This window comes from Pseudomonas sp. GW821-FHT01A09, from assembly GCF_058986725.1.
The window spans coordinates 104,909-126,195 of record NZ_JBYSWB010000016.1; the positions used below are offsets into that span (position 1 = coordinate 104,909).

General features: G+C 59.9%; 19 protein-coding genes. 13 read left to right on the top strand and 6 right to left on the bottom strand.

Features of this window, described 5'->3' with window-relative positions:
* Nucleotides 1-21 precede the first annotated feature (21 nt).
* The 3 genes from AC3WJP_RS18655 to AC3WJP_RS18665 form a co-directional block, all read right to left on the bottom strand.
* Entirely contained in the window at nt 22-369 is a 348-nt protein-coding gene (locus tag AC3WJP_RS18655) for an ArsC family reductase (protein WP_493722045.1), read from the bottom strand.
* 122 nt (nt 370-491) lie between these two features.
* Nucleotides 492-896 carry a type II toxin-antitoxin system HicB family antitoxin gene (locus AC3WJP_RS18660; protein ID WP_493722046.1) on the bottom strand — a complete coding sequence of 135 codons (405 nt, stop codon included), beginning with the start codon at nt 894-896 and terminating at the stop codon, nt 492-494.
* Between the two features lie 20 nt (nt 897-916).
* Nucleotides 917-1,099, bottom strand: coding sequence for a type II toxin-antitoxin system HicA family toxin (locus AC3WJP_RS18665; protein WP_493722047.1), 183 nt, complete (start codon nt 1,097-1,099; stop codon nt 917-919).
* 212 nt (nt 1,100-1,311) lie between these two features.
* Between AC3WJP_RS18665 and AC3WJP_RS18670 the strand changes: the two genes are divergently transcribed.
* Nucleotides 1,312-2,949 (top strand): Na+/H+ antiporter, encoded by a 1,638-nt coding sequence (locus AC3WJP_RS18670; protein WP_493722048.1) that lies wholly within the window; start codon nt 1,312-1,314, stop codon nt 2,947-2,949.
* Nucleotides 2,950-3,183: 234 nt separating this feature from the next.
* Complete coding sequence (locus tag AC3WJP_RS18675) at nt 3,184-4,371, top strand: ADP-ribosyltransferase family protein (RefSeq protein ID WP_493722049.1); 1,188 nt, start codon at nt 3,184-3,186, stop codon at nt 4,369-4,371.
* Between the two features lie 98 nt (nt 4,372-4,469).
* On the opposite strand, the gene dapC is transcribed toward AC3WJP_RS18675, so the two are convergent.
* The 3 genes from dapC to map form a co-directional block, all read right to left on the bottom strand.
* Entirely contained in the window at nt 4,470-5,666 is a 1,197-nt protein-coding gene (dapC, locus tag AC3WJP_RS18680) for a succinyldiaminopimelate transaminase (RefSeq protein WP_493722050.1), read from the bottom strand.
* A 13-nt stretch (nt 5,667-5,679) separates the two neighbouring features.
* A complete protein-coding gene (locus tag AC3WJP_RS18685) occupies nt 5,680-8,373 on the bottom strand; it encodes a [protein-PII] uridylyltransferase (protein ID WP_493722051.1) in 2,694 nt (897 codons plus the stop codon).
* A 103-nt stretch (nt 8,374-8,476) separates the two neighbouring features.
* On the bottom strand, nt 8,477-9,259 hold the full coding sequence (gene map, locus AC3WJP_RS18690) for a type I methionyl aminopeptidase (protein ID WP_493722052.1): 783 nt from the start codon (nt 9,257-9,259) through the stop codon (nt 8,477-8,479).
* 358 nt (nt 9,260-9,617) lie between these two features.
* Between map and rpsB the strand changes: the two genes are divergently transcribed.
* From rpsB to lpxD, 11 genes are all read left to right on the top strand, one after another.
* Nucleotides 9,618-10,358, top strand: coding sequence for a 30S ribosomal protein S2 (gene rpsB / locus AC3WJP_RS18695; RefSeq protein ID WP_493722053.1), 741 nt, complete (start codon nt 9,618-9,620; stop codon nt 10,356-10,358).
* A 197-nt stretch (nt 10,359-10,555) separates the two neighbouring features.
* Nucleotides 10,556-11,419, top strand: coding sequence for a translation elongation factor Ts (tsf, locus tag AC3WJP_RS18700; protein ID WP_493722054.1), 864 nt, complete (start codon nt 10,556-10,558; stop codon nt 11,417-11,419).
* A 202-nt stretch (nt 11,420-11,621) separates the two neighbouring features.
* Nucleotides 11,622-12,365, top strand: coding sequence for a UMP kinase (pyrH, locus tag AC3WJP_RS18705; protein ID WP_493722055.1), 744 nt, complete (start codon nt 11,622-11,624; stop codon nt 12,363-12,365).
* Nucleotides 12,362-12,919 (top strand): ribosome recycling factor, encoded by a 558-nt coding sequence (gene frr, locus AC3WJP_RS18710; RefSeq protein ID WP_493722056.1) that lies wholly within the window; start codon nt 12,362-12,364, stop codon nt 12,917-12,919. The genes pyrH and frr overlap by 4 nt, the downstream gene beginning before the upstream one ends.
* A 17-nt stretch (nt 12,920-12,936) precedes the next feature.
* Nucleotides 12,937-13,695, top strand: a complete 759-nt coding sequence (gene uppS, locus AC3WJP_RS18715) for a polyprenyl diphosphate synthase (protein ID WP_493722057.1) — start codon at nt 12,937-12,939, stop codon at nt 13,693-13,695.
* Nucleotides 13,695-14,510 (top strand): phosphatidate cytidylyltransferase, encoded by an 816-nt coding sequence (locus tag AC3WJP_RS18720; protein ID WP_493722058.1) that lies wholly within the window; start codon nt 13,695-13,697, stop codon nt 14,508-14,510. The genes uppS and AC3WJP_RS18720 overlap by 1 nt, the downstream gene beginning before the upstream one ends.
* Nucleotides 14,507-15,697, top strand: a complete 1,191-nt coding sequence (ispC, locus tag AC3WJP_RS18725; RefSeq protein WP_493722059.1) for a 1-deoxy-D-xylulose-5-phosphate reductoisomerase — start codon at nt 14,507-14,509, stop codon at nt 15,695-15,697. The genes AC3WJP_RS18720 and ispC overlap by 4 nt, the downstream gene beginning before the upstream one ends.
* An 81-nt stretch (nt 15,698-15,778) precedes the next feature.
* Nucleotides 15,779-17,131, top strand: a complete 1,353-nt coding sequence (rseP, locus tag AC3WJP_RS18730) for an RIP metalloprotease RseP (RefSeq protein WP_493722060.1) — start codon at nt 15,779-15,781, stop codon at nt 17,129-17,131.
* A 73-nt stretch (nt 17,132-17,204) separates the two neighbouring features.
* Nucleotides 17,205-19,559 carry an outer membrane protein assembly factor BamA gene (bamA, locus tag AC3WJP_RS18735; protein WP_493722061.1) on the top strand — a complete coding sequence of 785 codons (2,355 nt, stop codon included), beginning with the start codon at nt 17,205-17,207 and terminating at the stop codon, nt 19,557-19,559.
* A gap of 45 nt (nt 19,560-19,604) precedes the next feature.
* Complete coding sequence (locus tag AC3WJP_RS18740; RefSeq protein ID WP_493722062.1) at nt 19,605-20,120, top strand: OmpH/Skp family outer membrane protein; 516 nt, start codon at nt 19,605-19,607, stop codon at nt 20,118-20,120.
* A gap of 2 nt (nt 20,121-20,122) precedes the next feature.
* Nucleotides 20,123-21,178 carry a UDP-3-O-(3-hydroxymyristoyl)glucosamine N-acyltransferase gene (lpxD, locus tag AC3WJP_RS18745; protein ID WP_493722063.1) on the top strand — a complete coding sequence of 352 codons (1,056 nt, stop codon included), beginning with the start codon at nt 20,123-20,125 and terminating at the stop codon, nt 21,176-21,178.
* Nucleotides 21,179-21,287 lie beyond the last annotated feature (109 nt).

Here is a 21,287-nt window from a genome sequence, read left to right on the forward strand (position 1 = left end):
GGGGGCCATGGGTGCCAGTGCTTACTGGACGGCCGCCGCATAAATATCGGGTTTGAAGCCAATCAGGGTCTTGTTGCCCAGATCGAGCACGGGGCGCTTGATCATCGAGGGCTGGGCGAGCATCAGTTCGATGGCCTTGGCCTGGTCGAGGTCGGCCTTCTGGGCGTCCTCGAGTTTGCGAAAAGTGGTGCCCGCGCGGTTGAGCACCACTTGCCAGCCGTGCTCGTTGCACCACTGGGTCAGGTGCTCGCGGTCGATGCCTTGGGTCTTGTAGTCATGGAAGGCATATTCGACCGGTTTTTCGTCAAGCCAGGTACGGGCTTTTTTCATGGTGTCGCAGGCCTTGATGCCATAGAGAGTGTAAGCCATGGATTGTCGCCGGGCGGGTGGCACTGGCCGCCCGTCCCCTGTTCTCCGCAAGATTGATCGACGAATTATGCGGCATCACGTGTTTCGATGCCATGACTGCGTCCGGGGCAAAGGTGACCGGATTATGCGCGATGCAATTTTTCAAGCGCCGCGTCGGCCAGGAACGAGGATCGGCTTTTGATGTGGTGGTCGCGCACAAAGCGATCGATGCGCTGGATCACGAATCCCGGAAGCGTAACGTTGACCTTCTCGGTCTTGCCCAGATAAGGGCTGATGTCTATTTCGAGCATGCCCCAGCCCATGTTCTGGAAATCAGCGTTTTCCCGGTGTGCGGCCGCAGAGGTCGGCATGGGGATAGGCGTTCCGGAGGTCGCGATTTCCTCCAGCATGATGTGGGCAATTTCGATGGCCGCGCTATAGGCCTCCTCAAAGGTGTCGCCAGCGGTCACCGCCCCAGGGATGTCCGGGATCTGGATGCCGATTGCAGTGGTTTCGTCGCCCCACTCGATGCAGATGGGATATTGCATGATGTTCTCCTGTGCCGACGTCATATCAAACCAGCGCGTTGCCGGATGCTTTTGACCGTACCAATCGGCAAATCCTTTTTTGGATGCGGGATGGGGAGGGTGTTGGGATTTCCCGGAAACTTGAAAAGATGATGACTTCCGGTAATCCGATCAAGAACCCAGCCTGCCTTTTCCAGTTCTTTTATCAACAGTCTGCTCTGCACCGACATTTCCTTCAGTAGTCGAAGGTGCAAAAATAACTCTGGGGTTATCTTCTATCAATGCTGGCCCTGTTTCCAGATATATCCGTCGGCATACTGCGACGATGGTGCAGCAGCGCTGCTTCATTAGTAACCGGTACCATAGCCTCAAGCGGACGCCTCTCTTCCTGGAGGCGTCTTGATCAGTCTTCCCGCACAGGAACCGCGTCGCCCCCATGCAAACCGCCTATACCGTCCTTATTCTGCTCATGCTCGTGAGCCTGTCCAAGCTGGTCGCGAGACTGGTACCGCTGCCCTTGCCGATTCTGCAGATTGCCGCCGGGGCCCTGCTGGCGTTGCCCACGCTGGGCTTGCATGTGGCGTTGGAGCCGGAGTTGTTTCTGTTCCTGTTCCTGCCGCCCTTGTTGTTTTCCGATGGCTGGCGGATGCCCAAGCGCGAGCTGTGGCGCCTGCGCGGTTCGATCCTGACGCTGGCGGTGGGGCTGGTGCTGTTCACGGTGATCGGTGCCGGGTACTTCATCCATTGGTTGATCCCGTCGATCTCCTTGCCCGTCGCCTTCGCCCTCGCCGCGGTGTTGTCGCCGACCGACGCCGTGGCGGTGTCGGCCATCGCCCAGGACCGCTTGCCCACGCCCTTGATGCATGTGCTGCAAGGCGAGGCGTTGATGAACGATGCCTCGGGCCTGGTGACCTTCAAGTTCGCCCTGGCGGCGGCCATGACCGGTTATTTTTCCCTCGCCGATGCCAGTTTGACCTTCGTCCTGGTCGCCGTTGGCGGCCTGGCGCTCGGGGTAGCGCTGAGCTGGCTGGTGGGCCGTCTGCGGGTGTGGATGATCAACCGCGGCTGGGACGATCCGGCCACCCATGTGGTGTTCATGCTGGTGTTGCCGTTCGCCTCCTACGTGCTGGCCGAGCGCCTGGGCGCTTCGGGGATTCTCTCGGCGGTGGCTGCCGGGATGATGCAGAGCTGGCTCGATCTGCTGCCGCGGCAGACGGCGACGCGCCTGCTCAATCGCAGCGTCTGGTCGCTGCTGGAGTTCTCCTTCAACGGCTTGATCTTCCTTATCCTCGGTCTGCAACTGCCGGATATCGTCAAGGCGGTGGCCAGTCACCAGACCGATCTGTGGTCGAGCATGGGCTCGCGCGGCCTGGAGGTCGTGGCGATTTTCATCGTGCTGGTGGTGCTGCGCTTCATCTGGGTGCAAGGGGTCTGGCGCCTGACTGTGTTGCTGCGTCGCTGGCGCGGCTCCAAACAGATCACGGCGGTACCGACGGCGCGCTCCTGCTGGTTGTTGACCGTAGGTGGCGTGCGCGGCGCGGTGACCTTGGCGGGTACCTTGTCGGTGCCGCTGTTGATGGGTGACCAGGCATTTCCCGACCGTGACTTGCTGCTGTTCATCGCAGCCGGGGTGATCCTGCTGTCGCTGATTGCCGCCTGCATCGTTTTGCCGCTGTTGCTGCGGGGCATGGACAAGGGCTCGGACGAGAAGCTCCACGCCGAAGTTCGCGAAACCCGTCGGCAGACGGCTCAAGCGGCAATCAAGGCCCTTGAGGCCGAAGAGCTGGGGGACAGCGGCGGCGATGCGGCGCAAGCCGCCTTGGCCACCGAGATGAAAGCGCAGTTGATGGCCGAATATCGCCATCAGCTGGATATCATCAACGATTCCGAAGAAGCCCAGGCCCAGGCGCTGCAGATGCACCAACTGGAGCGGCGTTTGCGCCTCGCAGCGCTGCGGGCTCAGCGGCGCAAGCTCTATGACCTGCGACGGCATCGGCAGATCGGGGACGATGTGGTGCGTCAGTTGCTGGCTGAGTTGGATATCAATGAGGCGAATCTGGGGGGTGGGCGATAAGCGGGCGTCGCTATCCGAGGTGGTGGCAATGCCGGCTCGCTGCAGCCGGTCATGCTTGTTCGCCATGATATAGCATTGAAATCTAAGGGAAGAATTCGCACGGAGGTAGGGTCGCCGGGAACGATCTTGGGCGGTTTATAGAAGTTTGATGTGGATGGGTCTTGGATGATGTTCGAGATTTGCAAGCGTTCAACGCGCTCCCATTTAACTATGTAAACAATCAGGATGGTGTCTGTGATAGGTGGAATTGGTAGTAGTGCCTCGATTTCTCTGAGTGCGCCAATAAGTAAGGAAAATAGGCTGAATGGTGAGTTGGAGTCAGTCAAAAACCAAGTCTCTGAACTCAAAAGCAAAATTCAAGACATTAAAAGTGAGTTGGATTTAGCGAGGCAGAAGTTGAAAGAGCTCGGGGGTATTTCAACCAGGTACGGTGGTGACGCTGCCGTTCGATTGAAGGATGGGAAGTTCAAGGTAGGGCAGTTTGGAGTCATCAAGAATATAGTACACGGCAGTCGTTATAAAGCCGAGCTCAATCACGCGGCCAAGTTGTTAGGTGAGGAAAAGCATGTGTCTGTTTCACGCATGGAAACATCCATGCAAGGTTTTGTCGTTGAAAAGCGCCAGGAGAGGGACGCCTTTGAACAAGACCTCCGAATTTCTACTGCTAAATCTACGCGATTGCAAGGAGCATTAAATAAGATAGCGAAGCGCACGTCTAAGGCTGAAACTTCTGCAGCAAAAGCAAGAAAAGCAACGGAGGACGCTGCCGAGCGTCGCGTCGAGTTTGCGACGATTTATCAGACCAATGTCGGAGCTCGCGAGATAAATAAAATGAGTCGTTCGTTATATGGCAAATGCAATGGCGGCGCTGAGTTGAATAGTAAGGATGTGATCAGTGAATATAAAAAGGCCCATGGTGATAACATTTTCAGTCGCGGGAATGCCCCGCTGCTTTCAAATATTAAAGCTCTCTGTTCTGATTTGCCCGGGCTGGTAGAAAAAGCCGCCCAAGATTATTACGTTCCATCTACTACTGATTCGACGTCCTATCGGGGGCAGGGTATGCGTCTATCGGCACTAAAGATGCTTATTTCCCGGTTTGATTCCGATCGAAAGTTTAATATGGCGACCGTGTACAGGCCGGGGCAGTTTTTCTCGACGTCCACTGATAAAAAGGTAGCCGATACGTTTGCCAGCATCAGTACGGATGAAGTTAAAGTCATATATCGCATTAAGGGTAATAGTGGTGCGGGTGTTTCGGTCTCTGGGGGGCTTACTTTTTCTGACAGGGAGTGCGAGTTGCTCTATTCCCCGCTGGCAAGATTCGAGGTGCTCAGTATCCGATTAGATCCTAAGTCCAACACCTACGACATCAACCTTCGAGAGACCGCCAAGGCAGCTGAATATGCGCTCCCTTGGTGACCGACAAATCAGATCATGCTCAGCCGCGCAGGTTCGATCATAGCGTTGTAACCGCGCAGAGCTACGAGGGATAGGCATCCCTCGTTTCCTGCGGATCTCTAACGCGACAGCACAAACTCCCGAATCCGCTGCGCCGCCTCGACACATTCCGCCAACGGCGCCACCAAGGCCAGGCGCACGCGGCCGGCGCCTGGGTTGAGACCGTCGACCTCGCGGCTCAGGTACGAGCCCGGCACCACGGTCACATGCTGCGCTTCGAACAGCGCGCGGGTGAACTCGGCGTCATCACCTTCGACCTTCGGCCACAGATAGAAGCTGCCATCGGGGCGTTGCACGTCCATGACCGGGGCGAGGATGTCGAGCACCGCGTCGAACTTCTCGCGATACAGGTCGCGGTTCGCCCTTACGTGGGCTTCGTCGTTCCAGGCGGCGACGCTGGCGAGTTGGGTCTGCACCGGCATGGCGCAACCGTGATAGGTGCGGTACAGCAGGAAGGCCTTGAGAATCTCGGCATCGCCGGCCACGAACCCCGATCGCAGCCCGGGCAGATTGGAGCGCTTCGACAGGCTGTGAAACACCACGCAACGCTTGAAGTCGCTGCGGCCCAGCTCCGCGCAAGCGGTCAGCAGGCCCGGGGGCGGCGATTGCTCGTCGAAGTACAGCTCGCTGTAGCACTCGTCCGCAGCGATCACGAAGTCGTACTGGTCCGCCAGGGTGATCAGCTTTTTCAGGGTGTTCAGCGGAATCAGCGCGCCGGTCGGGTTGCCGGGCGAGCACAGGAACAGGATCTGGCAGTGCTGCCAGGTCCGGGCCGATACCGCGTCGAAGTCCGGGTTGAAGCCGTTGTCGTCGAGGCAAGGCAGGTAGTGCGGCTTGGCGCCGGCCAGCAGCGCTGCGCCTTCGTAGATCTGATAGAACGGGTTGGGGCTGATCACCAGGCCGTTGTCGCTGCGCTGCACCACGGTCTGGGTGAACGCGAACAAGGCTTCCCGGGTGCCGTTGACCGGCAGCACGTGGCGTGCCGGATCGATCCAGCCGGCCGGCACGCCGAAGCGCCGCTCGCACCAGTGACCGATGGCCTCGCGCAACGCCGGGACGCCCAAGGTGGTGGGGTAGACCGACATCTTGTCGAGGTTGTCGGTCAGTGCCTGGCCGACAAAGGCCGGTGACGCATGCTTGGGTTCGCCGATCGACAGGGCGATCGGGCGTTTGTCGGCAGCCGGCTGCACGCCGCCGAGCAGGGCGCGCAGTTTTTCGAACGGGTAAGGCTGCAGCTGGTTCAGGGCGTTGTTCATCGATCGGGTCTCGTTAAATGCTCATTCGCGTTGGGTCGACGCCGTTGACCTTCAGATGGTCGACGATCGACTCCTGCAGGCGGCTGCACAGTTGCGGATCGGACAGCGGCTGATTGTGCGCGTCGGTGATGAAAAAAACGTCCTCGACGCGTTCGCCCAAGGTAGCGATCTTGGCGTTCTGCAGCGACAGGTCGAACTCCAGGAAGATCTTGCCGATGCGTGCCAGCAGCCCTGGGCGATCCGGCGCGCTGAGCTCCAGCACGGTCACCGGGCGCCCGGCATCGTTGCTGATGGTCACCTGTGGCTCGAAGGCGAAATGCTTGAGCTGGCGGGGGACGCGGCGTTGAATGATGTTCGGGTAGTCGTCCGGGTTGCGCAGGGCGCCTGTCAGGCCGTCACGGATCTGCTGGATACGCTGGGGATCGTCGCCGATCGAGCCGCCATCGGTGTCGAGCACTATATAGGTGTCGAGGGTGAACTGACTGCTCGACGTGATGATGCGCGCGTCGTGGATGTTGAGGTTGAGCTGGTCCATGGCCGCCACGGTCACGGCGAAGAAGTCGTGCTGGTCGGGCGCATAGATGAAGATCTGCGTACCGCCTTCGAACTCGCGCTGGGTGGTTTCCTTGATCAGTACCAACGGTTCGGCATGGGCCGGCTGCTGCAGGATCGCGTCGCTGTGCCAGGCCACGTCGCCGGCGGTGTGGCGCAAAAAGTAGTCGTCGCCCAGTTGCGCCCAGAGCTGTTCCACTTCGTCAGGGTCGGTTCCGGCGCGCACGAGGATGTCCAGCGCGGCGCTTTGCGTCTGGCGAATCTGCTCTTCGCGATCCAGCGGATTCTCCAGGCCGCGGCGCAGGGCTCGCTTGGTCTCGGTATACAGCTGGCGCAACAGGCTGGCGCGCCAGGAGTTCCACAGGCTCGGGTTGGTGGCGTTGATGTCGGCCACGGTGAGCACGTACAGGTAGTCCAGATGGACATCGTCGCCCGCCATGGCGGCAAAATCATGAATCACCTGGGGATCGGAAAGATCCTTGCGTTGTGCGGTCGTCGACATCACCAGGTGGTTCTGCACCAGCCAGACGATCAGGCGGCTGTCCCACGCGGGCAATTGATGGCGCTGGCAGAATGCCTCGGCATCCACCGCGCCCAGCTCGGAGTGATCGCCATTACGGCCCTTGCCGATGTCGTGGTACAACCCGGCCAGATAGATCAGCTCCGGTTTGGGCAGCTTGCACATGATCTTGCTGGCCAGCGGGAATTTCTCGGAGATCGGCGTGTACTGCAGCTTGCGCAGGTGCTTGATGAGATTCAGCGTGTGCGCATCGACGGTGTAGATGTGGAACAGGTCGTGCTGCATCTGCCCGACGATATGGCCGAACTCTGGCAGGTAGCGGCCCAGAATCCCGTAACGGTTCATCCGGCGCAGGTTGCGATGGATGCCGATCTCGCACTTGAACAATTCGATGAACAGGCTGGTATTGCGGATATCGTGGCGGAAACTGTCATCGATCAGGTGGCGATGTTCGCGGATCAGGCGAATGGTGTCCGCGCGCACGCCCTTGATTTCCGGGTTTTGCGCCATGAGCACGAAGATTTCCAGCATGGCGAACGGTGTGCGCTTGAAGACGTTGGCATGGGTCGCCTCGATATAGCCGTCGTGCAGCTGAAAGCGCGAGTTGATCGGCTGCACCGCGCAGCAGTCGTCTTCGGCGAGGATGACTTCCTCGAAATGCTGGATGATCAAGTCGCTGAGCTCGGCGATGCTCATCACCACCCGATAATACTGCTGCATGAAGCGCTCGATGGCCTTCTTCGCGTCGGTGTCCTTGAAGCCCAGCAGTTCAGCGATATGGCGCTGGTAATCGAACAGCAGGCGATCTTCGGCGCGCCCGGCGAGCATGTGCAGGGCGTAGCGGACTTTCCAGAGAAATTCCTGGGAGGCGGCCAGCAGGTTGTTTTCGCTTTCGACCAGAAAGCCTTCTCCGGCCAGGGCGTGCAGGTTCAGCGTGCCGTACTGGCGGCGCGCGACCCAGAGAATGGTCTGGATATCGCGCAGCCCCCCCGGGGAGCCTTTGACGTTCGGCTCCAGGTTGTACTCGGTGTCGAAGTACTTGTGGTGGCGGGTCTTCTGTTCGGCGCGCTTGGCCAGGAAGAATTCCTTGCTGGGCCACATGTGGGCGGTGCTGGTGACCTCGATCATGCGCTTGCGCAGGCTTTCGGGGCCATCGATGGTGCGGCTTTCCATCAGGTTGGTGATGACGGTGAGGTCGGCCAGCGCCTCTTGGGCGCATTCGTTGACCGAGCGCACACTCTGGCCAACTTCCAGGCCGATGTCCCAGAGCAGGGTGAGGAAGCGTTCGATGGAGTCGCGAAAGACTTCCTGATCCTCGCTGTCGAGCAGGATCAGCAGGTCGATGTCGGAATAGGGGTGCAGTTCGCCACGGCCATAGCCGCCGACGGCGAGCAGGGCGATGTCGGCCTCTTCGCTCCAGTCGAACTGCTGCCAGGCTTGTTGCAGGATGTTATCGACGAACCAGGCGCGGTCCTCGATCAGGCGACGAATGTCGCGACCGCTGCGAAAGCGCTCGTCGAGCACGTCGCGGGCCTGGCGGATGGCTTTCTTGAATGCAGCGATCGGGCTCGACTTGAGCGCGAGTTCGGCCTGGAATTGGCCGCGATCGAACAACTCCGGATCCACCTGGGGCATCGAATGGCATTCCTCGATTGAAAACAGAGTTATTCGGGGGCAAACCCCCTCGCTACGGTAGTCGTCGTGGCGAAGGAGCCTGCCCCCGACAAAAGGCTGCGGATCAGGCCGAAACGCGGGCGATGGTTTCATCGCTGCGCAGGGTGAAGATCTCGTAACCGGTCGCCGTCACCAGGATGGTGTGCTCCCATTGCGCCGACAGCTTGCGATCCTTGGTGATCGCCGTCCAGCCATCGCCCAGCACCTTGGTGTCGGCCTTGCCCTGGTTGATCATCGGCTCGATGGTGAAGGTCATGCCTTCCTGCAGTTCCATGCCGGTACCGGCGCGGCCGTAGTGCAGGACCTGCGGTTCTTCATGGAACACTTTGCCGATGCCATGGCCGCAGAATTCACGAACCACCGAGAAGCCGTTCTTTTCCGCGTGCTTCTGGATCACTTCGCCGATGTCGCCCAGGCGGCAGCCCGGCTTGACCAGCTCGATGGCTTTATACATGCATTCCTGGGTGATCTGCGACAGACGCTCGGCCCATACCGGTACGGTGCCGACGTGGAACATCGCGCTGGTATCACCGTGGTAGCCGTCCTTGATCACGGTAATGTCGATGTTCAGCACATCGCCATCCTTGAGCGGCTTTTCATTCGGGATGCCGTGGCATACCACATGATTGATCGAGGTGCAGATCGATTTGGGGAAGCCTTTATAGTTGAGCGGCGCGGGAATGGCCTTCTGCTCGTTGACTATATAGTCGTGGCAGAGGCGGTCGAGCTCCTCGGTAGTCACGCCAGCTTTGACATACGGGCGGATCATCTCCAGCACGTCGGCTGCCAGACGGCCGGCGATGCGCATTTTCTCGATGTCTTCAGGCGTTTTGATCGTGACGGTCATTGCAGGCTCTCTCGGTGCGCGACGGCGCTTGTAAACTCGGGGCTAGGGGGCGATTCTACCAGAGCTCACGGCAATTCTCCCGTGGCTGGCGGACGCCGCCTTTACTGCCCTCTATATATAAGGTGACGGCGGCCATTGTCGCGCGATTGCGCCGACGGTGCAAAAGCCTGGTTGGCATCGTTTTTCGGGTTTCTCCGGATGCGATTGTATGGTATAAAGTGCGCCGCTTTCGGGGTTGACCCCGTTTGCGAACAAACCCACACACGTGTCGACACGATGACCTGGGTGCCTTCGGTGAATGCCGCTGGTTGGTCATTGGGATACGTGGAGGCCTAACCCGACTTATCAAGGAACTATCATGTCCCAAGTCAATATGCGCGATATGCTGAAGGCCGGTGTGCACTTCGGTCACCAAACCCGTTACTGGAACCCGAAAATGGGTAAGTACATTTTCGGCGCGCGTAACAAGATCCACATCATCAACCTTGAAAAAACCCTGCCAATGTTCAACGAAGCTCTGACTTTCGTAGAGCGTCTGGCCCAGGGCAAAAACAAGATCCTGTTCGTCGGCACCAAGCGTTCGGCTGGCAAGATCGTTGCTGAAGAAGCAGCACGTTGCGGTTCGCCGTACGTCGACCACCGCTGGTTGGGCGGCATGCTGACCAACTTCAAGACCATTCGTCAGTCGATCAAGCGTCTGCGCGAGCTGGAAGTCCAGGTTGAAGACGGTACTTTCGCCAAGCTGACCAAGAAAGAAGCGCTGATGCGCACCCGCGATCTGGAAAAACTGGACCGCAGCCTGGGTGGTATCAAGGACATGGGCGGTCTGCCAGACGCTCTGTTCGTCATCGACGTCGATCACGAGCGCATCGCGATCACCGAAGCCAACAAGCTGGGCATCCCGGTCATCGGCGTCGTCGATACCAACAGCAGCCCTGAAGGTGTTGACTACATCATCCCAGGCAACGATGACGCCATTCGCGCCATTCAGCTGTACATGGGCGCGATGGCTGACGCCGTTGTCCGTGGCCGCAACCACGTTGCTGGCGGTACTGAAGAGTACGTCCAGGACGCTCCTGCTGCAGCGGTAGAAGGCTGAGTCGTTAACGCCAAGCGTTGACTCAGTACGCAAAAAGGGGGCTAGGCCCCCTTTTTGCCACCTCCAGAACGTACTGGCAGGTTGATTGCGCTGACACCGTTGCAAAACCGTCACGCCGCCGCTGGTACCGTTCGACGAATCGAGCGCCCGACTGATCGGGTGGAATGGTTGAAAACCTATCCAAAGAGGATTTTGAAATGGCAGAGATTACTGCAGCGTTGGTCAAAGAACTGCGCGAGCGCACCGGCGAAGGCATGATGGACTGCAAGAAGGCCCTGACCAAGGCCGGCGGCGACATCGAAAAAGCCATCGACGACATGCGTGCTTCGGGCGCCATCAAGGCCGCCAAGAAAGCCGGCAACGTTGCCGCTGAAGGCGCCATCGCCATCAAGGAAGACGGCAAGGCCGCCGTTATCCTGGAAGTGAACTCGCAGACCGACTTCCTGGCTCTGCAAGACGACTTCAAGAACTTCGTCGCTGCCAGCGTCGAGAAAGCCTTCGCCGACAAACTGACCGACGTCGCTCCGCTGATCGCCGCTCAAGAAGCCGATCGTCTGGTGCTGGTTGGTAAAGTAGGCGAGAACGTCAATATCCGTCGTCTGGCCCGCATCGAAGGCGACGTTGTCGGTGCCTACCTGCACGGCAATAAGATTGGCGTCGTGGTTGCCCTTAAAGGCGGCAACGTCGAACTGGCCAAAGACATCGCTATGCACGTAGCGGCCAGCAACCCTGAATTCCTGCTGCCGTCGGAAGTTTCGGCTGAAGCCATCGAACGCGAAAAAGCCGTGTTCCTGAGCCTCAACGAAGAGAAAATCAAAGGCAAGCCTGATAACATCGTCGAGAACATGGTTAAAGGCCGTATCAGCAAGTTCCTGGCTGAAGCGTCCTTGGTCGAGCAAACGTTCGTCAAGAACCCTGAAGTCAAGGTTGGCGAGCTGGCCAAAAAGGCCGGCGCTGAAATCGTTTCCTTCACCTACTTCAAAGTAGGCGACGGCATCGAGAAGCCAGTCGACAACTTCGCTGAAGAAGTTGCTGCTCAAGTGGCCGCCAGCAAGCAATAAGGCGTAGTTACATTCGTCGCCCCAAAGAGGCTGCCCGCTCACGCGCGCAGCCTCTTTTTCAAGGCGCGAAACAGTTTGGAACGGTTTTCCCGCTTACAAGGCAGGTGGCCGATGGCGCTGAAGCGGCGCCTAGCTAAAGTAGTTAGCGCAGAGCCCTTGGGGTCTGCAAAGAATTTTCACAATGCCGCAGGAGAAACTCGCAATGGCTCAGCAGGTGAGTGGTCGTCAACCTCGCTATAAACGCATTTTGCTCAAACTGAGCGGCGAGGCCCTGATGGGCTCGGAAGAGTTCGGCATCGATCCGAAGGTACTGGATCGCATGGCCCTGGAAGTAGGGCAGTTGGTAGGGATCGGCGTTCAAGTCGGTCTGGTGATCGGCGGTGGCAACCTGTTCCGTGGCGCGGCGCTCAGCGCGGCTGGCATGGACCGGGTGACCGGCGACCACATGGGCATGCTGGCCACGGTGATGAACGCCCTGGCCATGCGCGATGCGCTGGAGCGCTCGAACATTCCCGCCATCGTCATGTCGGCCATCACCATGGTCGGTGTGACCGATCACTACGACCGCCGCAAGGCTGACCGCCTGCTCAAGTCGGGCGACGTAGTGATCTTCGCTGCCGGTACCGGCAACCCGTTCTTCACCACTGACTCGGCCGCTTGCCTGCGGGCAATCGAAATCGGCGCCGACGTGGTGTTGAAGGCGACCAAGGTCGATGGTGTGTACACTGCCGATCCATTCAAGGATCCGCATGCTGAGAAATTCGACCGCCTGACGTACGATGAAGTACTGGATCGCAAGCTGGGCGTGATGGACCTGACGGCCATCTGCCTGTGCCGCGATCACAATATGCCGTTGCGGGTATTCAACATGAACAAGCCCGGCGCCTTGCTGAACATCGTAGTGGGCGGCGCTGAAGGAACTCTGATCGAGGAAGGCGAGAAATGATCAACGAAATCAAAAAAGACGCTCAAGAGCGCATGCACAAGTCCCTGGAATCCCTGAGTCACGCATTCGGCCAGATTCGCACCGGCAAGGCTCACCCAAGCATTCTGGGCAGCGTGATGGTGCCGTACTACGGTACTGATACCTCCATCACGCAAGTGGCGAACATCACTGTCAAGGATTCGCGCACCCTGCAAGTCGTGGCCTTCGAGCGCAACATGCTCGCTGCTGTCGACAAGGCCATCCAGAGCGCCGGTCTGAATCTCAACCCGACCAACCTGGGCGAGTTGCTGCTGATCTCCATGCCTGCCCTGACCGAAGAAACCCGCAAAGGCTTCACCAAGCAGGCGCGCAGCGCCGCAGAAGATGCGCGTGTTGCCGTGCGCAATATCCGCCGTGATGCCCTGGGTGACCTGAAGAAACTGGTCAAGGACAAGGAAATCAGCGAAGACGAAGAGCGTCGTGCGGTTGCCGATATCGACAAGCTGACCAAAGATTCCGAGGCCCAGATCACCAAGGCCACGGAAGATAAAGAAAAGGACCTGATGGCCGTATAAGGGGTCAGGACGCCTTCATGGAAAAGACCAAGCAGGCTGTGCCGCTGTCCTCGGTACCGCGACATGTCGCGATTATCATGGATGGTAATAACCGTTGGGCGAAAAAACGCCTGCTGCCCGGTGTCGCCGGGCACAAGGCGGGCGTGGACGCCGTCCGCGCGGTCATCGAAGTATGTGCCGAGGCCAAGGTCGAGGTGCTCACCCTGTTCGCGTTCTCCAGTGAGAACTGGCAGCGCCCGGCTGAAGAGGTCGGGGCGCTGATGGAGCTGTTTTTCACCGCTCTGCGTCGCGAGGCGCGGCGGTTGAACGACAACCGCATCAGCTTGCGCATCATCGGCGATCGCTCGCGCTTCCATCCGGAGTTGCAGGCCGCCATGCGTGAGGCCGAAGCGCAAACGGCGGGGGAGGGCCGCTTCATCCTGCAGATCGCCGCCAACTACGGTGGTCAGTGGGACATCGCGCAGGCTGCGCAGCGGCTGGCGCGTGAAGTACAGGGTGGCCATCTGCAGCCCGAAGACATCACCCCGCAACTGCTGCAGACCTGCCTGGCGACGGGCGATCTGCCGCTGCCCGACCTGTGCATCCGCACCGGTGGTGAGCATCGCATCAGCAACTTTCTGTTGTGGCAGCTGGCCTACGCCGAGCTGTATTTCTCCGACCTGTTCTGGCCGGACTTCAAACACGAGGCCATGCGCACTGCGTTGGCCGATTTCGCTTCTCGTCAGCGTCGTTTCGGTAGAACGGGCGACCAGATCGAGGCTGGGGCCCGGGTTTAATGCTTAAACAACGAATCATCACTGCCTTGATCCTGCTGCCGATCGCCTTGTGCGGTTTTTTCCTGCTCGACGGTGGCAACTTCGCGCTGTTCATCGGCGTCGTGGTCACCCTGGGTGCATGGGAATGGGCGCGTCTTGCCGGCTTCGAAGGCCAGGGCGCCCGCTGGGGGTTCGCTGCCGTAGTCGCCGTGCTGCTGCTCATTCTGCACCAGGTCCCGTCGTTGGCACCCTGGGTGCTGGCGGCGGCGGTGGGATGGTGGGCGCTGGCCACGCGACTGGTGCTGACCTATCCGATGTCCGCCGAACACTGGAAGGGCAGCGTGCGCCGCCTGGTGATCGGCCTGCTGGTGCTGCTGCCGGCGTGGCAGGGGCTGGTCTATATAAAGTCACTGCCGCTGGGCAACTGGTTGATTCTGGCGGTCATGGTGCTGGTCTGGGGCGCTGATGTGGGCGCCTATTTCGCCGGGCGCGCATTCGGCAAGCGCAAGCTCGCGCCGCAGGTCAGCCCTGGCAAGAGCTGGGAAGGCGTGTATGGGGGGCTGGTGCTGTGCCTGTTGATCACTCTGGTGGTCGGCCTGACTTACCATTTCACCGCCCGGCAGTTGCTCGGCGCGCTGGTGGCTGCGGCTATCGTCGTGTTCATTTCGGTGGTCGGCGACCTGACCGAAAGCATGTTCAAGCGTCGCGCCGGTATCAAGGACAGCAGTAACCTGCTGCCGGGGCATGGCGGGGTGCTGGATCGCATCGACAGCCTCACCGCTGCCATTCCGGTATTCTCGGTGCTGTTGTGGATAGCGGGCTGGGGCGTCCAGTGAGCCAGCCACAACTGATTACCGTATTGGGCGCCACCGGGTCCATCGGCCTGAGTACTCTGGACGTCATCGCTCGTCACCCACAACGTTATCAAGTGTTCGCCCTGAGTGGTTACTCGCGGCTGGCGCAATTACTGGCGTTGTGCGTGCGTCACGGGCCGCGCTTTGCCGTAGTGCCTGATGAAGGTGCCGCGGTCACGCTCTGCGAAGGCTTGCGGGCGGCCGGCTCGCGTACTGAAGTGCTGGTCGGCGCGCAGGCGCTGTGTGATGTGTCCGAAGCGGGCGAAGTCGACGCCGTGATGGCCGCCATCGTCGGTGCCGCAGGGCTGCGACCGACCCTGGCCGCAGTCAAGGCAGGCAAGAAGGTACTGCTGGCCAACAAGGAGGCCCTGGTCATGTCCGGGGCCCTGTTCATGCAGGCGGTGCGCGAAAGCGGCGCCGTGCTGCTGCCTATCGACAGCGAGCACAACGCGATTTTCCAGTGCTTGCCGACCCACTATGGGCAGGGCCTAACCAGCGTAGGTGTGCGTCGCATCCTGCTGACCGCCTCGGGCGGGCCATTTCGCCGTACGCCGTTGTCGGAGCTGCAACTGGTCACTCCGGATCAGGCCTGTGCGCACCCCAACTGGTCGATGGGCCGCAAGATCTCCGTCGACTCGGCCAGCATGATGAACAAAGGCCTTGAACTGATCGAGGCGTGCTGGCTGTTCGATGCGCGCCCGGATCAGGTCGAGGTGGTGGTGCATCCGCAAAGCGTCATCCATTCGCTGGTCGACTATGTCGATGGCTCGGTGCTGGCGCAGTTGGGCAACCCCGATATGCGCACGCCGATCGCCAATGCCCTGGCCTGGCCCGAACGGATCGACTCGGGTGTCGCGCCGCTGGACCTGTTCGCCATTGCCCGGCTGGATTTCGAGGCGCCCGACGAAGTGCGTTTTCCGTGCCTGCGTCTGGCCCGCGAAGCCGCCCAGGCGGGCCGGAGCGCGCCGGCCTTGCTCAACGCCGCCAACGAGGTCGCCGTCGAGGCTTTCCTGCAGGGGCGCCTGCGCTACCCGCAGATCGCGAGTATGATCGAGGCCGTTCTGCAGCAGGAGCCGGTCGTCGCGCTGGATGATCTGGACGCCGTGTTCGAGGCTGACGGTACGGCTCGGGAACTGGCAGGCCAGTGGCTGGCACGCCATGGTCATTGACGTTTCGATGACAATTTTAGTGATAGAGTGCCGGCCGGGCTGCGGCTCTCCATTGCGGTGCGCGACTGACGGGAGACTCCTATGAGTGCGCTCTACATGATTGTGGGCACGCTGGTGGCATTGGGCGTGCTGGTGACGTTTCACGAATTTGGCCATTTCTGGGTCGCCCGCCGTTGTGGCGTCAAGGTCCTGCGGTTTTCCGTGGGCTTCGGCATGCCATTGTTGCGTTGGAGCGACAAGCAAGGTACCGAGTATGTAGTCGCTGCCGTTCCGCTGGGCGGCTACGTGAAGATGCTCGACGAGCGCGAGGGCGAGGTGCCCGCGCATCTGGTCGAGCAGTCGTTCAACCGCAAGAAGGTCGGTCAACGGATCGCCATCGTCGCGGCGGGGCCGATCGCCAACTTTTTGCTGGCGCTGGTGTTCTTCTGGATTCTGGCCATGGTCGGCAGCCAGCAGGTGCGTCCGGTCATCGGTGCGGTCGAGCCGGGCAGCGTGGCGGCTCAGGCCGGCTTGAGCGCGGGGCAGGAAATCGTTTCGGTAGATGGCGAGGCGGTGCGTGGCTGGGCCGGGGTCAATCTCGAGCTGGTGAGGCGTCTGGGGGAGACTGGCTCGCTGCAGATCGGTGTGCAGGACCAAGGCGCTTCCAACGCCGTCAGTCATACGGTCAAGCTCGATGGTTGGCTTAAAGGCTCCGACGAGCCCGATCCGATCAAGTCTCTGGGCATTCAACCCTGGCGCCCGGTAGTCGAACCGGTGCTGGCGGAAATCGATCCCGAGGGGCCAGGCGCCGCCGCTGGTCTGAAGACCGGCGATCGCCTGCTGGCCCTGGATGGTGCGGCGATTGCCGATTGGCAGGCGCTGGTGGATGCCGTTCGTCAGCGTCCGGATGCCAAGGTAACGCTGCAGGTGCAGCGCGAGGGCACCCAGCTCGAGGTCCCGGTGACCTTGGCCCATCGCGGTGAAGGCAAGGCGTCGGCGGGTTACCTGGGGGCTGGGGTCAAGGGCGGCGAATGGCCGCCGGCCATGCTGCGCGAGGTCCGTTACGGGCCGCTGGATGCGGTGGTCGAAGGTGCTCGACGGACCTGGACCATGAGTGTCCTGACCCTTGATTCGCTGAAGAAAATGTTGTTCGGCGAGCTCTCGGTAAAAAACTTGAGTGGACCGATAACCATTGCTAAAGTGGCGGGCGCTTCGGCCCAGTCGGGCATGGGGGATTTCTTGAATTTCCTCGCCTACCTGAGCATTAGCCTGGGAGTTCTTAATCTGCTGCCCATCCCCGTACTGGATGGGGGGCATTTGCTGTTCTACCTGATCGAGTGGGTGCGTGGTCGCCCAGTCTCGGATCGGGTACAAGGTTGGGGGATCCAAATCGGTATCAGTTTGGTAGTCGGGGTGATGTTACTGGCCCTGATCAACGATTTGGGTCGACTGTAAAGCTTAGCTCAATTGCGAACCTGCCGCATAAGCGGCAGTTTGTTTATTGCCAGTTGGAATAAGAAAGGACTTCATGAAACGTCTGCTGCTAACTGCGGTTCTGTCCGTATTGATGATCGCCGAAGTTCACGCTGAGTCCTTCACCATCTCCGATATCCGTGTCAACGGTCTCCAGCGGGTATCCGCCGGTAGCGTATTTGGCGCCTTGCCCCTGAACGTGGGCGAGACTGCGGATGATCGGCGTCTTGTGGAATCCACTCGTGCATTGTTCAAAACTGGATTCTTCCAGGACATCCAACTGGGGCGCGACGGTAACGTCCTGGTCATCAATGTCGTCGAGCGCCCATCGGTCGCGAGTATCGACATCGAGGGCAACAAGGCCATCTCGACTGACGACCTGATGAAAGGTTTGAAGCAGTCCGGCCTTGCCGAGGGTGAGATCTTCCAGCGCGCTACCCTCGAGGGTGTGCGTAACGAACTGCAACGCCAATACGTCGCCCAGGGCCGCTACTCGGCTACGGTCGATACCGAGGTCGTGCCGGAACCGCGTAACCGTGTAGGTCTGAAAATCAAGATCAACGAAGGTGCCGTGGCCGCCATTCAGCACATCAACGTGGTGGGAAATACGGTCTTCTCCGAAGAAGACCTGACCGACCTGTTCGAGCTGAAAACCACCAACTGGCTGTCGTTCTTCAAGAACGACGACAAGTACGCACGCGAAAAGCTGTCCGGTGACCTCGAGCGTCTGCGCTCGTACTACCTGGACCGCGGCTATATCAACATGGATATCGCCTCGACCCAGGTTTCGATCACTCCGGACAAGAAGCACGTCTACATCACGGTCAACGTGACTGAAGGCGAGAAGTACACCGTCGGCGACGTCAAGCTCAACGGCGACCTGAAAGTACCTGAAGACCAGGTCCAGGCGCTGCTGCTGGTCAAGAAGGGCCAGGTGTTCTCGCGCAAGGTCATGACCAACACCTCCGAGCTGATCACTCGCCGCCTGGGTAACGATGGCTATACCTTCGCCAACGTCAATGGCGTGCCGGTGCCCCATGCGGACACCAAGACCGTCGATATCACCTTTGCCGTGGATCCAGGCAAACGTGCCTACGTCAACCGCATCAACTACCGTGGCAACACCAAGTCCGATGACCAAGTGCTGCGTCGCGAGATGCGTCAGATGGAAGGCGGTTGGGCTTCGACCTACCTGATCGACCAGTCCAAGACTCGCCTCGAGCGTCTGGGTTTCTTCAAGGAAGTGAAGGTCGAAACGCCGCCGGTGCCGGGCACCGACGACCAGGTCGACGTCAACTATGACGTGGAAGAACAAGCCTCGGGTTCGATCACCGCCAGCGTCGGCTTCGCCCAGAGCGCCGGTCTGATCCTCGGTGGTTCGATCAGCCAGAACAACTTCCTGGGTACCGGTAACAAGGTCTCCATCGGCCTGACCCGCAGCGAATACCAGAGCCGTTACAACTTCAGCTACGTCAATCCGTACTTCACGCCGGATGGTGTCAGCCTGGGCTACAACGTGTTCTACCGCACCACCAACTACAAAGACCTCGACGTCGATATCGCCAGCTACTCGGTCGACAGCCTGGGTGGCGGTGTGAGCTTCGGTTACCCGATCAGCGAGACTTCGCGCTTGAACTTCGGCCTGACGGCTCAGCAGGACAAGATCAAGACCGGTACCTATACCGTTGACCAGATCTTCGACTTCATCGACAGGGAAGGCGACAGCTTCCTGAACTACAAGGCGTCGGTGGGTTGGTCGTCTTCGACCTTGAACAAAGGCACGCTGCCGACCCGTGGCGCATCGCAGAGCCTGACCGGTGAAGTGACCATTCCGGGCAGCGACCTGTCGTTCTACAAGATCGACTATCGCGGTCAATTGTTCGCGCCGATCACCGATAACTACACCGCACGCTTCCACAGTGAGTTGGGGTATGGCGGTGGCTATGGTTCGACCAATGGCTTACCGTTCTACGAGAACTACTATGCCGGTGGCTTCAACTCGGTACGTGGTTTCAAAGACAGCACCTTGGGGCCCCGCAGTACGCCGAGCAAGACCGACCCAGTGCGTGGCACTACGGCCGACCCAGACCAGGACCCGCTGGCCTTCGGTGGTAACGTCCAGATCACTGGTGGCGCCGAAATTCTGTTCCCGCTGCCGTTCGTCAAGGACCAGCGCTCGCTGCGGACTTCGTTATTCGTCGATGCCGGTAACGTTTTCAACACCGACTGTGAGGCTAACTCCAGGGACTGCTCTGGTGTCGATTTCTCCAACATCGCCGTTTCGACCGGTGTGGGTGTGACCTGGGTCACCGCGCTGGGGCCACTGAGCTTCGCGTTGGCGATGCCGGTCAAGAAGCCGACCAATGCCGAAACCCAGATTTTCCAATTCTCCCTGGGTCAGACCTTCTAAGGTCTGCTCCTCGGGGCAACAACCCGAATTCTGCAGGAGTTCATTGTGCGTAAGTTGACTCAACTGGTAGTACTGGCCGCCACTCTGGCCGCTTCTCTGGGTGCTACTCCGGCGTTTGCCGACATGAAAATCGCTGTTCTGAACTATCAGATGGCGCTGTTGGAATCGGACGCGGCGAAGAAGTACGCCGTTGACGCCGAGAAGAAATTCGGCCCGCAACTGACCAAGCTCAAAGCCCTGGAAAGCAGCGCCAAGGCCATCCAGGACAAGCTGGTGAGCGGTGGCGACAAGATGGCCCAGACTGACCGCGACAAGCTGGAGCTGGACTTCAAGCAAAAGGCCCGGGACTTCCAGTTCCAGTCCAAGGAGCTGAACGAAGCCAAGGCCGCCGCTGACCGTGACATGCTGCAACAACTCAAGCCCAAGCTGGATGGCGCCGTGGAAGCGGTCATCAAGCAAGGTGCATTCGACCTGGTTCTCGAGCGTGGCGCTGTGATCGATGTCAAACCGCAATACGACATCACTCGCCAGGTGATCGAGCGCATGAATCAGTCGCGCTGATCATGACCGCCAACGTCACGCTCGGCGAGTTGGCCGAGATCCTGGGTGCCACCTTACGTGGCACCGCAGGTAGAACAATCACTGGGCTGGCCACTCTTCAGGAGGCCGGCCCAGCTCAGTTGAGCTTCCTGGCAAATCCCCAGTACCGCAAGTACCTGGCCGATACCCAGGCAGGCGCCGTGTTGCTTAAGGCAGCTGACGCCGATGCCTATGCCGGCGATGCGCTGTTGGTGCCGGATCCTTATCTGGCCTACGCGCGCATCTCCCACTTGTTCGATCCCAAGCCTAAATCGGTGGTTGGTGTGCATCCGACCGCGGTGGTGGCTGACGATGCGATCATCGACGCTACTGCCAGCATCGGCCCGGGTGCGGTTATCGAAAGCGGAGCGATCATCGGTGCCGGGGTGACCATCGGTGCGCAATGCTTCATCGGTGCGCGCAGCGTGATTGGCGCCGGTGGTTGGCTGGCGCCTCGGGTGACGCTCTACCACGATGTGCGGATCGGCCAGCGGGTCGTGATCCAGTCGGGCGCGGTACTCGGTGGCGAAGGCTTCGGCTTTGCCAACGAAAAGGGCGTGTGGCAGAAAATCGCCCAGATCGGCGGCGTGATCGTCGGCGATGATTGCGAAATCGGCGTCAATACCGCCATCGATCGCGGTGCGCTGGCAGATACCGTGCTCGGCAATGGCGTCAAGCTCGACAACCAGATCATGATTGCCCACAACGTGCAGATCGGTGATCACACTGCCATGGCCGCCTGTGTGGGGATTTCCGGCAGCGCCAAGATCGGCAAGCACTGCATGCTCGCCGGTGGTGTGGGGCTGGTCGGCCATATCGAGATTTGCGACAACGTGTTCGTGACCGGCATGACCATGGTGACGCGCTCGATCACCGAACCGGGGTCCTATTCGTCGGGCACAGCCATGCAGCCTGCTGCCGAATGGCGCAAGAGTGCCGCGCGGATTCGCCAGCTCGATGACATGTATCGCCGCTTGCAGCAGGTAGAAAAGCAGGTCCAGGCCGTGACCCAGGCCGACAAAGGATCATCAGAAGGCTGATACCATTTCCACATCAAGTGTGCACTGCCGTTAGAATGCCTCCTTGATTTGCAAGAGGAGTGCTGCGCACGCGCCGCGCGCTCCCTATCTTTTATACAGGCTTCCCCCA

Excerpts from the sequence above, each read along its gene's own strand:
- tsf (WP_493722054.1), top strand. The coding sequence starts at position 10,556 with ATGGCAGAGATTACTGCAGCGTTGGTCAAAGAACTGCGCGAGCGCACC.
- bamA (WP_493722061.1), top strand. The coding sequence starts at position 17,205 with ATGAAACGTCTGCTGCTAACTGCGGTTCTGTCCGTATTGATGATCGCC.
- frr (WP_493722056.1), top strand. The coding sequence starts at position 12,362 with ATGATCAACGAAATCAAAAAAGACGCTCAAGAGCGCATGCACAAGTCC.
- AC3WJP_RS18670 (WP_493722048.1), top strand. The coding sequence starts at position 1,312 with ATGCAAACCGCCTATACCGTCCTTATTCTGCTCATGCTCGTGAGCCTG.
- AC3WJP_RS18655 (WP_493722045.1), bottom strand. The coding sequence starts at position 369 with ATGGCTTACACTCTCTATGGCATCAAGGCCTGCGACACCATGAAAAAA.
- AC3WJP_RS18660 (WP_493722046.1), bottom strand. The coding sequence starts at position 896 with ATGCAATATCCCATCTGCATCGAGTGGGGCGACGAAACCACTGCAATC.
- AC3WJP_RS18685 (WP_493722051.1), bottom strand. The coding sequence starts at position 8,373 with ATGCCCCAGGTGGATCCGGAGTTGTTCGATCGCGGCCAATTCCAGGCC.
- rseP (WP_493722060.1), top strand. The coding sequence starts at position 15,779 with ATGAGTGCGCTCTACATGATTGTGGGCACGCTGGTGGCATTGGGCGTG.
- lpxD (WP_493722063.1), top strand. The coding sequence starts at position 20,123 with ATGACCGCCAACGTCACGCTCGGCGAGTTGGCCGAGATCCTGGGTGCC.
- pyrH (WP_493722055.1), top strand. The coding sequence starts at position 11,622 with ATGGCTCAGCAGGTGAGTGGTCGTCAACCTCGCTATAAACGCATTTTG.
- AC3WJP_RS18720 (WP_493722058.1), top strand. The coding sequence starts at position 13,695 with ATGCTTAAACAACGAATCATCACTGCCTTGATCCTGCTGCCGATCGCC.
- uppS (WP_493722057.1), top strand. The coding sequence starts at position 12,937 with ATGGAAAAGACCAAGCAGGCTGTGCCGCTGTCCTCGGTACCGCGACAT.
- rpsB (WP_493722053.1), top strand. The coding sequence starts at position 9,618 with ATGTCCCAAGTCAATATGCGCGATATGCTGAAGGCCGGTGTGCACTTC.
- dapC (WP_493722050.1), bottom strand. The coding sequence starts at position 5,666 with ATGAACAACGCCCTGAACCAGCTGCAGCCTTACCCGTTCGAAAAACTG.
- map (WP_493722052.1), bottom strand. The coding sequence starts at position 9,259 with ATGACCGTCACGATCAAAACGCCTGAAGACATCGAGAAAATGCGCATC.